The 10985-nt window shown below is 70.1% G+C and carries 10 protein-coding genes; 6 read left to right on the plus strand and 4 right to left on the minus strand.

Annotation, left to right across the window (positions count from 1 at the left end; all coding sequences use genetic code 11):
* The first annotated feature begins 95 nt into the window (after nucleotides 1–95).
* The 3 genes from ACIRJR_RS26600 to ACIRJR_RS26610 all read left to right on the plus strand — a co-directional run bounded on the left by ACIRJR_RS26600 (nucleotide 96) and on the right by ACIRJR_RS26610 (nucleotide 3716).
* The gene (locus ACIRJR_RS26600; RefSeq protein ID WP_403784995.1) at nucleotides 96–1535 is read left to right on the plus strand and encodes a gamma-aminobutyraldehyde dehydrogenase; all 1440 of its coding nucleotides are present in this window, start codon (nucleotides 96–98) and stop codon (nucleotides 1533–1535) included.
* Nucleotides 1536–1775: 240 nt separating this feature from the next.
* A complete protein-coding gene (locus ACIRJR_RS26605) occupies nucleotides 1776–2939 on the plus strand; it encodes a spermidine/putrescine ABC transporter substrate-binding protein (protein ID WP_403784997.1) in 1164 nt (387 codons plus the stop codon).
* A gap of 273 nt (nucleotides 2940–3212) precedes the next feature.
* Nucleotides 3213–3716, plus strand: a complete 504-nt coding sequence (locus ACIRJR_RS26610) for a hypothetical protein (RefSeq protein ID WP_403784999.1) — start codon at nucleotides 3213–3215, stop codon at nucleotides 3714–3716.
* A gap of 177 nt (nucleotides 3717–3893) precedes the next feature.
* On the opposite strand, the gene ACIRJR_RS26615 is transcribed toward ACIRJR_RS26610, so the two are convergent.
* From ACIRJR_RS26615 to ACIRJR_RS26625, 3 genes are read right to left on the minus strand one after another with little or no spacing between them, the layout of a single operon-like run.
* Nucleotides 3894–4700, minus strand: coding sequence for an SAM-dependent methyltransferase (locus ACIRJR_RS26615; RefSeq protein ID WP_403785001.1), 807 nt, complete (start codon nucleotides 4698–4700; stop codon nucleotides 3894–3896).
* Nucleotides 4701–4751: 51 nt separating this feature from the next.
* A complete protein-coding gene (locus ACIRJR_RS26620; RefSeq protein WP_403785003.1) occupies nucleotides 4752–5456 on the minus strand; it encodes a glycerophosphodiester phosphodiesterase in 705 nt (234 codons plus the stop codon).
* Between the two features lie 22 nt (nucleotides 5457–5478).
* Nucleotides 5479–6513 (minus strand): adenosine deaminase, encoded by a 1035-nt coding sequence (locus ACIRJR_RS26625; RefSeq protein ID WP_403785005.1) that lies wholly within the window; start codon nucleotides 6511–6513, stop codon nucleotides 5479–5481.
* Between the two features lie 119 nt (nucleotides 6514–6632).
* Here ACIRJR_RS26625 and ACIRJR_RS26630 point away from each other — a divergent pair, with 119 nt between their 5' ends.
* Nucleotides 6633–7340 (plus strand): DUF4190 domain-containing protein, encoded by a 708-nt coding sequence (locus ACIRJR_RS26630; protein WP_403785007.1) that lies wholly within the window; start codon nucleotides 6633–6635, stop codon nucleotides 7338–7340.
* Nucleotides 7341–7407: 67 nt separating this feature from the next.
* Here ACIRJR_RS26630 and ACIRJR_RS26635 read toward each other — a convergent pair whose 3' ends face one another.
* Nucleotides 7408–7947: an NADAR family protein gene (locus ACIRJR_RS26635; protein WP_403785163.1), complete on the minus strand. Its 540-nt coding sequence runs from the start codon at nucleotides 7945–7947 to the stop codon at nucleotides 7408–7410.
* A 218-nt stretch (nucleotides 7948–8165) separates the two neighbouring features.
* On the opposite strand from ACIRJR_RS26635, the gene ACIRJR_RS26640 reads away from it, so the two are divergent.
* On the plus strand, nucleotides 8166–9680 hold the full coding sequence (locus ACIRJR_RS26640) for a gamma-aminobutyraldehyde dehydrogenase (RefSeq protein WP_403785009.1): 1515 nt from the start codon (nucleotides 8166–8168) through the stop codon (nucleotides 9678–9680).
* A 48-nt stretch (nucleotides 9681–9728) separates the two neighbouring features.
* Nucleotides 9729–10976: a PotD/PotF family extracellular solute-binding protein gene (locus tag ACIRJR_RS26645; protein ID WP_403785011.1), complete on the plus strand. Its 1248-nt coding sequence runs from the start codon at nucleotides 9729–9731 to the stop codon at nucleotides 10974–10976.
* Nucleotides 10977–10985: the final 9 nt, after the last annotated feature.

The following is a 10985-nucleotide window of genomic DNA, read 5'->3' on the forward strand; positions in this document are numbered from 1 at the left end:
ATCCGAAGGAGACGGCGGGTGGGTATGTCGAAAGCGTCACCGGACGGTCTAGGGTGGAAGTCTCACCCATCGGACAGCCGACAGGAGGGGTGGTCGTGACCACCGAGGTGCGCCGCCTGCGCAACTACATCAACGGAGAGTTCCGGGACGCCGCGGACGGGCGGACCATCGACGTGGTCAACCCGGTGACGGAAGAGGTCTACGCGACCTCGCCGCTCTCCGGACAGGCCGACGTCGATGCCGCCATGGACGCCGCCGCCGCGGCGTTCCCCGCCTGGCGCGACGTGACGCCCGCCGAACGCCAGAAGGCACTGCTGAAGATCGCGGACGCCTTCGAGGAGAGGGCCGAGGACCTCATCGCGGCGGAGTCGGAGAACACCGGCAAGCCGCTGGAGCTCACGCGTACCGAAGAGATCCCGCCGATGGTGGACCAGATCCGCTTCTTCGCGGGCGCCGCCCGGCTGCTCGAAGGCCGCTCGGCCGGCGAGTACATGGAGGGGCTCACCTCCATCGTCCGCCGTGAGCCGGTGGGCGTCTGCGCCCAGGTCGCGCCGTGGAACTACCCGATGATGATGGCCGTGTGGAAGTTCGCCCCGGCGCTCGCCGCGGGCAACACCGTCGTCATCAAGCCCTCCGACACCACTCCGGCGTCGACCGTGCTGATCGCCGAGATCATCGGGCAGATCCTCCCCAAGGGCGTCTTCAACGTCATCTGCGGCGACCGCGACACCGGCCGCGCGATGGTCGAGCACCCGACCCCGGCGATGGCCTCCATCACCGGCTCGGTACGGGCCGGAATGCAGGTCGCCGAGTCCGCGTCCAAGGACGTCAAGCGCGTCCACCTGGAGCTCGGCGGAAAGGCCCCGGTCGTCGTCTTCGAGGACGCCGACATCGCCAAGGCCGTCGAGGGCATCTCCGTGGCGGGCTACTTCAACGCCGGCCAGGACTGCACGGCAGCCACCCGCGTCCTGGTCCACGAGTCCGTCCACGACGAGTTCGTCACGGCGCTCGCCAAGGCGGCGGCCGACACGAAGACCGGCCTGCCGGACGACGAGGACGTGCTCTACGGCCCGCTCAACAACGCCAACCAGCTGGCGCAGGTCAGCGGCTTCATCGAGCGGCTCCCCGCGCACGCCAAGGTCGAGGCGGGCGGCCACCGGGTCGGCGACAAGGGCTACTTCTACGCCCCGACCGTGGTCTCCGGGCTCCAGCAGGACGACGAGATCATCCAGCACGAGGTCTTCGGGCCCGTCATCACCGTCCAGTCCTTCACGGACGAGGCCCAGGCCGTCGGGTACGCCAACGGCGTCGAATACGCCCTGGCCTCCTCGGTGTGGACCAAGGACCACTCCCGTGCGATGCGGATGTCGAAGAACCTCGACTTCGGCTGCGTGTGGATCAACACCCACATCCCGCTCGTCGCGGAGATGCCGCACGGCGGGTTCAAGAAGTCCGGCTACGGCAAGGACCTCTCCGCCTACGGCTTCGAGGACTACACCCGCATCAAGCACGTCATGACGTCGCTCGACGGCTGAGCGGTACCGCCCCCTGACGCGGTACCGCGTCCCTGACGGCCCCGGGCTCCCGCCCGGGGCCGTTCGGCTGTCCCGCCCAGACCCGGACCGGTCCACCGCGCGCCGTCCAGGACGGCCCCGGGACCCGAGGCCCTCGACAAGGTGTGCGCAACAGGCGGTTCGCGCTGGACGGTTGGTCCATTGCCCGGCGCGGCGCCCTACCGACATGCTGCGCGGGTGCGCTCGATCACGGACCACCTCATGTCCCGTCGTTCCCTCCTGCGGTCCCTCGGGGCCGGTGCTGCCGGTGCCGCTCTGGCCGGCTGCGGCGTGCCCGCCGCCTATGTCGAGCCGGGCGACCGCGCGGGCCGCGACAGTTCGGACAGTGACCGCTCCCTGCACTTCGCCAACTGGCCCCTCTACATCGACACCGACGAGGAGGACGGGTCGAAGAGGCCGACGCTCGACGCGTTCTCGCGCCGCACGGGGATCTCCGTCACCTACACCGAGGAGATCAACGACAACGACGAGTTCTTCGGGAAGGTCAGCCCGGCGCTGATGAACCACCAGTCGACGGGGCGGGACCTCGTCGTCATCAGCGACTGGATGGCGGCCCGCTTCGTACGGCTCGGCTGGGTGCAGGAGATGGACCGGTCGAGGCAGCCGAACGTCACCGCGTACCTGGACCCCCAGTTGCGCGCGCCCGCGTTCGACCGGGGGCGGCTGCACAGCGTGCCCTGGCAGTCCGGGATCACCGGCATCGCCTACAACCGGAAGAAGCTCGGCCGGGAGATCCGCCGTACGAGCGAGCTCTGGGCGGACGACCTGCGCGGCCGGGTGACGCTGCTCTCCGGTCTCGACGAGGCCTTCGCCCTGTTGATGCAGGGCGACGGCGCCGACATCACCCGCTGGACCGGCGACGACTTCCACGCGATGTGCGAGCAGGTGGAGAAGCGTGTGAGGTCGCGCCACATCCGCCGCTTCACCGGCAACGACTACATCAAGGACCTGGCCAACGGCGATGTGCTCGCCTGCCAGGCCTACTCAGGGGACGTGATTCAGCTCCAGGCCGACAACCCGGACATCGAGTTCGTGGTGCCCGAGGAGGGGGCGGAACTCTGGTCCGAGTCCCTGATGATTCCGAACCTCGCCGCCCACAAGCGCAACGCGGAGCAGCTCGTCGACCACTACTACGACCCGGCAGTCGCGGCGGAGCTGGCCACGTGGGTCAACTACGTCTGCCCAGTGCCCGCCGCCCGGGACGTCCTGGCCTCCTCCAAGGACGAGGAGACCGCCGCGCTCGCCGAGGATCCGCTGATCTTCCCCGACGGCGCGATGCGGTCACGGCTGGCCATCGCGCGCGACATCACCTCCGAGGAGCGCACCGGGTTCGCCAAGAAGTGGAACTCCATCGTCGGCCTGTGACGCGCGTACGCCCCGCCCGCCGGCCTGCGTCCCACTCCGCCGCACCCGCACCCGCGGCTCCCCGCCCGGAGGGGGATCGAATCCTTCCGGGAACCTCGGCGGGTCCGGCTGTGCGCGCGACGACGGGTGACCGTCTCCTGCCAGTCGAATCGGGGGTGGCCGGGGGGCGGCCGGGGAGGGGGCATCCACCCGTCATGCCCTCGCTGAGATCGGGCGGAGTGCAGGAGACCCCCCTCTTTTTGAACGTGTTCATGATGGGCGTACGCTGCGGGCATGAGCGAGCGAGCCCTCTTGCGGCGCATACGCGTGTGGTTGGTCGTGTTCATCGTCTGTCTGGTGCTCAGCGGGCTGACCGCCTTCCCGCTGGTCACCGAACTCCACTGGGCGGAGGACCTGTTGAACTCCTCCGCCTCTCCCGCCCCCGAGCACTTCCCGGCCCTGACGGAATGGATCACCCGGGTCCGCACCGGCCTCGACGAGGCCGACGCGGACTACCCCTTCGTCCTGTACGGCACCGACTGGCTGGCCTTCGCCCACCTCGTCATCGCGGTCGCCTTCTACGGCCCCTACCGTGATCCGGTCCGCAACATCTGGGTGATCGAGTTCGGGATGATCGCCTGTGCCGGGATCATCCCGCTCGCCCTGATCTGCGGACCGATCCGCGACATCCCCTTCTGGTGGACCGTCATCGACATGTCCTTCGGGGTCTTCGGGGTCATCCCGCTGCTCGTCGTCCGCCGCATGATCAAGCGCCTGGAGGCGGCCGGGACGGCGTGAACTCATGCCGCAGCTCCGTTTACCGCCGCCCGGGTGGCCGGCGGCAGGCCCGCGGAGCGGGGCACCACGAACGGCATGGTCACCGCGGCCTGCACCAGCAGGCGACGCCGATGTCGGCGGCCCACGCCTCACGGGACAGCCGGCGGGCCCCCTGTTCCCGGAGCGGAGGCCACCGCATCAGGGCTTCCGGCCGACCGCGCCGAACTGGGCGACCTCCGGGTTCTGACGGACGGGCGCCGCCCGCCAGCGGGAGCAGGACACGATGCCCGGCTCCAGGATCTCCAGGCCGTCGAGGAACGCGGCGAACTCGGAGCGGCTGCGGGCCGTGATCGGCGGGGTGGCGTTCTCGTTCCAGAAGCGCATCGCGGCCTCGTTGCCCTCGCCGCCCAGCTCCAGCGTGGGATGGGTGAGCACCAGATGGCTGCCCGAAGGCAGGGCGTCCATCAGCGTCGACACGATTCCCCGCGCCTCGTCCGTGTCCAGGACGAAGTTGAGGATGCCCAGCATCATCACCGCGACCGGGCGCCGCAGGTCGAGGGTCCGGCCGGCCGACCGCAGGATCCGCTCAGGATCCCGGGCGTCCGCGTCGACGTACTCGGTGGCGCCCTCGGGCGAGCTGGTCAGCAGGGAACGCGCGTGCGCCAGGACGATCGGGTCGTTGTCGACATAGACGACCCGTGCGTCGGGCGCGGTGTGCTGGGCGACCTCGTGGGTGTTGTCCGCGGTCGGCAGCCCGGTGCCGATGTCCAGGAACTGGCCGATTCCCACGTCACCGGCCAGATGACGCACCGTCCGGCCCAGGAACGCCCGGTCGGCACGGGCCACCTCGCCGATGCTCGGGTACATGCCGGTGACGCGGTCGCCCACCATGCGGTCGACGGGATAGTTGTCGCCGCCGCCCAGCCAGTAGTTCCACACCCGCGCGTTGTGGGCGATGTCGGCACGGACACGGGAGGGTGCGGTACGGGGACCGGACTCGGTCACGTCGGCTCCTGGGGTCACGGACGGTACGGACCGCCCATGATGCCGGACCGATCAAGAGGCGTCGTACGGAGCCCAGTTGGCCAACTGGGCGCGGAGCGCGTCGATCCGGTTGGTGGTGATCGAGTCGACGCCGTACGCGAGGAGCCGTCGCATCGTGCGGCGGGTGTCCACCGTCCAGGCGGAGACCAGCAGCCCGTCGGCGTGGACACGGTCGGCCAGCCCGCGGCTGAGCAGGCCGAAGCGGTAGTTCAGCCAGCGCGGCCGGACGGCTTCGAGCAGTACGGCGCGCGGCGGCGCGAGCGTCGTCCAGGTCAGCGCGATCTCGGCGGACGGATCGGCCGCGCGCACCTTCAGCATCGCGTGCGTGTCCGCGCAGTAGTACACGCGCTCCTGCGCGCCGCACTCCCGCACGACCCCGACGATCTCCCGTACGGACGCGTCGGTGGCGCCGGGCAGGTCGAGCATGATCCGGCGGTCACCGACGGCGGACAGCGCCTCGCGAAGGGTGGGCACCCCGCCGCCGGTGAGCTCATTCAGCCGATGATGGTCCAGCCGGTCGAGGCGGCTGTCGTGGCCCCACAGGCGTTCCAGCGTGGAGTCGTGGAGGAGCACGGGCACCCGGTCGCGGGTGACACGGACATCGATCTCGACCGCGTCCGCCCCCCGGTCCACGGCGGAGTGGACCGAGGGGAGCGTGTTCTCGCGGGCGCGGTAGGGATCGCCGCGGTGGGCCACGGCGGTGACGGTGGTGGTCATGGGGCCATTGTGACCGGAGTGGTCACCGGCCCGGCGCCGCCAGCCAGTTCGCCGTGTACGTGTCGATCTCGGCGGCCAGCGTCCGCTTGCCGGCCGCGTCGAGGTACGAGGCCTCCACCGCGTTCTTGGCGAGACCGGCCAGACCGCGCTCGTCCAGGCCGAGCAGCCGGGCCGCCACCCCGTACTCGTTGTTGAGATCGGTGCCGAACATGGGCGGGTCGTCGCTGTTCACCGTGACGAGGACGCCCGCCGCGACCATCTCCTTGATCGGGTGCCGGTCGAGGTCCGCGACCGCGCGGGTGGCGATGTTCGACGTCGGGCAGACCTCCAGGGCGATGCGGTGCTCGGCGAGATGCGCCAGCAGCCTCGGATCCTGGGTGGAGCTGGTGCCGTGCCCGATGCGCTCCGCGCGCAGCGCGGTGAGCGCGTCCCAGACCGTCTGCGGGCCCGTGGTCTCCCCGGCGTGCGGGACGGAGTGCAGTCCCTCGGCGATCGCACGGTCGAAGTAGGGCTTGAACTGCGGGCGGTCCACCCCGACCTCGGGCCCGCCCAGGCCGAAGGAGACCAGCCCCTCGGGGCGCAGGTCGACGGCGAGCCGGGTCGTCTCCTCGGCGGCTTCGAGGCCGGCCTCTCCCGGAATGTCGAAGCACCAGCGCAGGACCACGCCGAGCTCGGCCTCGGCCGCCTTGCGGGCGTCCTCGATCGCCTCCATGAAGCCCTGCTCCGGGATACCCCGGCGGGTCGAGCTGAACGGTGTGACGGTCAGCTCCGCGTACCGGATGTTCTGCCGCGCCATGTCCCTGGCGATCTCGAAGGTCAGCAGCCTGACGTCCTCCGGGGTGCGGACCAGGTCCACGACCGACAGGTAGACGTCGATGAAGTGCCCGAAGTCGGTGAAGGTGAAGAAGTCCGCGATCGCCTCCGGGTCCGTGGGGACCTTGGAGTCGGGGTGGTGGGCGGCGAGTTCCGCCACGATGCGGGGGGAAGCCGATCCGACGTGGTGGACGTGGAGCTCGGCTTTGGGCAGCCCCGCGATGAAGGGGTGCAGATCGTGCATCGGATACTCCCGGGTCTCGTTTCTCGGCCGGGTGCACCGGCTGCGGTCGTTCATCGTAGGCGGGGCCCTGCGCCCGTGAGCCGGGCCGTAGCATGGCGGGACCACGATGGGGGAGGCCCATGTCAGACAACACACAGCAGCCAGGAGGCGGAGGCGCGGCGCGCGATCCGTGGGCTCCGCCGGACAACAGGGTCGATCTCGGCAAGCAGCCCGCGGACGCGGTCCCGCCGGCCGTGCACGACCAGCCGACGATGACCTCGATGCCGGGTGCCGACGGGGGCAGCGGTCCCATACCCGGACCGGCCGGATCCTTCGGCCCGCAGCAGCCCCCGGTGCCCGCGCCGCCGGTCGGGCCGAACGGACCCGGACAGCCCGGCCAGTACGGCTATCCGGCGGCTCCCGCCGCACCCTCGGCGTCCTACGGCTACCCGGCCGCTCCGGCCGAGCCCTCGGCGTCGTACGGCTACCCGGGGTACCCCGGGTACGGAGGCCAGCAGCCCTGGGGCCCGGCGCCCTCGAACGGGCTGGGGATCGCGGCGATGGTCCTGGGGATCATCGCGGTGGTCGGCTTCTGCATGTGGGGGATCGGCATCATCCTGGGCATCCTCGCCCTGATCTTCGGCATCATCGGCCGGGGCCGGGCCAAGCGGGGCGAGGCCACCAACGGAGGCATGGCGCTCGCCGGGATCATCCTGGGATCGATCTCGATCGTCATCAGCGCGGTCTTCCTCGGGTTCCTGATCTGGGCCGTCGCCAATGACGACTCGGGCAGCGGCTACGACTACGACCCGTACGCGACGTCACTGGTCGTCGGCACCTCGCGCTGACCCGTGGCCCGCTCGAACGACCGTCCGGGCCCGGGGCACGCTCTCCCGGGCCCGGACGCGCGCGGTGTCACTCCCCGCGCAGACGCTCCCGCGCCTCCATGAGCGCGAAGCCCAGCAGATTCAGCCCGCGCCAGGACTCCGGGTCCGCGGTGCGCGGGTCGTCCTTGGTGAGCCCGATGCCCCATATGCGGTCCATCGGGCTGGCCTCGACGAGGACGCGCTCGCCCGTGCCCAGCAAGTACGCCCTCAGCGCGGGGTCCTGACCGAACTTGTGGACGCTGCCGGCGACGACCAGCGCGAACCGCTCCCGCGCCCATATGCCGTCGTCGAAGCCCTTGACCAGCCGGCCCACCTTCTTCGCCGCGGCGGGGCTGCCCGCCGCGACGGCCAGCGCCTCGGCCTCCGAGTCCCCGAAGAGCCTCGCCTTGCCGGCCATCATCCAGTGCTCGGCCGACGCGTAGGTCACCGAGTCGACCGTGAACGGAGCCGGCCACCACTGACTGAGGCAGCTCTCCCCGAGGCTGCCGTCCTGGCGGGGCCTGTGTCCCCAGAACGGCAGGTACTTCACACGCTCGCCGCGTGCCGTACGCGCCAGCAGGCCGTCCATGTGTTCCTGTCCCATGACAGCCGAGTCTGGCATCCGCCACTGACAGCGGGTATGGGGATTTCCTTGTTCACGCGACACAACGTCGACAGATTCCGTCGCGTAACCAAAAGGAAACAACGGAATCACTTGTTGGTGGAGGGTCCCTCTGTCAGGATCGGCACTCAATTCGCTAAGAAGCTACGCCGCCCCTGGTCAGGGGGACGGCGGAGGAGAGCGTCATGGGCAACGGATTCCAGGTGCAGGAACGCTTCGCCGAGGGTGCGCAGTACATCGGCGGACGTCTGCGCCGCGGCACGTCAGGACACGACCAGGAGGTGGTGGACCCTTCGACGGGCACGACGGTGCTCCGCTACGAACTGGCGGGCACCGACGACGTCGACGCCGCCGTGGCCGCCGCGCGGGAGGCGTTCCCCGGCTGGTCGGGACTCACCCCGGGCGAACGCTCCGACGCGCTGCACCGCTTCGCCGCCGTACTCGCGGAGCAGGCGGACGACTTCGCGTACGCCGAGTCCCTGCAGTGCGGCAAGCCCCTCAAGCTCTCCACCGAGTTCGACGTCCCCGGCACGGTCGACAACGCCTCCTTCTTCGCCGGCGCCGCGCGCCACCTGGAGGGGAGGTCGGCCGGAGAGTACAGCGGCGACCACACCTCCTACGTGCGCAGGGAGCCCATCGGGGTCGTCGGGTCGATCGCACCCTGGAACTACCCGCTCCAGATGGCGGCCTGGAAGATTCTCCCGGCCGTCGCGGCGGGCAACACCATCGTGCTCAAGCCCGCCGAGATCACCCCGCTGACCTCGCTGATGTTCGCGCAGGCCGCCACGGAGGCGGGCATCCCCGACGGTGTCATCAACATCGTCTCCGGCGCCGGCAGGGACGCGGGGGAGCACCTCGTGGGCCACCCCGACGTCGTGATGACCTCCTTCACCGGCTCCACCGCCGTCGGCAAGCGGGTCGCCGAGATCGCCACCTCCACCGTCAAGCGCCTGCACCTGGAACTCGGCGGCAAGGCGCCCTTCCTCGTCTTCGACGACGCCGATCTCGACGCGGCGGTGAACGGCGCGGTCGCCGCCTCCCTCATCAACACCGGCCAGGACTGCACGGCCGCCACCCGTGCCTACGTCCAGCGCCCGCTGTACGACGCGTTCGTGGAGGGCGTCGCCGCGCTCATGGAGAGCGTGCGGCTCGGTGCCCCCTTCGACCCGTCCACCGACCTCGGACCGCTGATCACCCACCAGCAGCGCGACCGTGTGGCGGGCTTCGTCGAGCGGGCCCGCGCCTACGCCACCGTCGTCACCGGCGGCGAGGCCCCCGGCGGTGAGCTCGCCGCGGGCGCCTACTACCGGCCGACCCTCATCGCGGACGCGGCCCAGGACAGTGAGGTCGTCACCGCGGAGATCTTCGGCCCGGTCCTCGTGGTGCTGCCCTTCGACACCGACGACGAGGGGATCGCCCTCGCCAACGACACCCCGTACGGCCTCGCGGCCTCCGCCTGGAGCCGCGACCTGTACCGGGCCAACCGCGCCACCCGTGAGATCGCGGCGGGCTGTGTGTGGATCAACGACCACATCCCGATCATCAGTGAGATGCCGCACGGCGGATACAAGGCCAGCGGCTTCGGCAAGGACATGTCGTCGTACTCCTTCGAGGAGTACACACAGGTCAAGCACGTCATGTACGACAACACCGCGGTGGTCCGCAAGGACTGGCACCGCACCGTCTTCGGGGACCGATAGAAAGCGGCCGCCACCCGGCGGCCCCACCCACCCGGAAGGGCAACGCGTATGGAGCAGTACGAGCCCGAGCGCCTCTCCGCGCCCCAGCTTGCCGCCATGAGGCGCAGCCTCACCGACGGCAGGGGCTCCCTCACCCGCCGTTCGCTCCTCAGGGCGTCGGGCATGGGCGCCCTCACGCTCGGCGGCCTCGGCGCCCTGAGCGCGTGCGGCATCCCTCCCGCGAAACGCGAGGGGGACGCGGCGGTCTCCGACGACCACTCCGCGGCGGAGAAGCAGATCAACTTCTCCAACTGGACCGAGTACATGGACGTCAGCGAGGACGAGAAGAGCCGTCCGACGCTGGAGGCGTTCACGAAACGCACCGGGATCAAGGTCAAGTACACCGAGGACATCAACGACAACGTCGAGTTCTTCGGGAAGATAAAGCCGCAGCTCGCGGCGGGCCAGGACACCGGGCGCGACCTCGTCATCGTGACGGACTGGCTGGCCGCCCGCATCATCCGGCTCGGCTGGGCGCAGAAGCTCGACCACGCGAACCTCCCGCACGCGTTCGCGAACCTGTCGCCCCAGTTCCGTACCCCCGACTGGGACCCCGGACGCGCCTACTCCTACCCCTGGACCGGCATCCCGACCGTCATCGCCTACAACGAGAAGGCGACCGGCGGCCGCAAGGTCGACTCCATCACCCAACTGCTGGACGACCCGAAGCTGAAGGGCAAGGTCTCCTTCCTCTCCGAGATGCGCGACTCGGTCGGCATGACGCTCCTGGACATGGGCAAGGACCCGGGCTCGTTCACCGACGCGGACTACGACGCCGCCATCGGCCGTCTCCAGAAGGGCGTCGACAGGAAGCAGATACGCCGCTTCACCGGCAACGACTACACCGCCGACCTCAGCAAGGGCGACATCGCGGCCTGCGTGGCCTGGGCCGGCGACATCATCCAGCTCCAGTCCGACAACCCGGACATCAAGTTCACGATACCGGCGGCCGGTTACATCACATCGAGCGACAACATGCTGGTCCCGGCCAAGGCGCGGCACAAGACCAACGCCGAGAAGCTCATGGACTACTACTACGAGCTCCCGGTCGCCGCCCAGCTCGCCGCCTACATCAACTACGTCTGTCCCGTGGACGGGGTCGCCACGGAACTCGCGAAGATCGACGCGTCCATGGCGTCCAACACGCTGATCCTCCCGGACAGGGCGATGGCCGCGAAGTCACGGGCCTTCCGCTCCCTCAGCTCCGAGGAAGAGACGGCGTACGAAGAGAAGTTCGCCAAGCTCATCGGCGCCTGACCCGCCCGC

The sequence above is a fragment of the Streptomyces sp. NPDC102402 genome, assembly GCF_044765765.1.
In the GTDB taxonomy this organism is placed as follows: Bacteria; Actinomycetota; Actinomycetes; order Streptomycetales; family Streptomycetaceae; genus Streptomyces.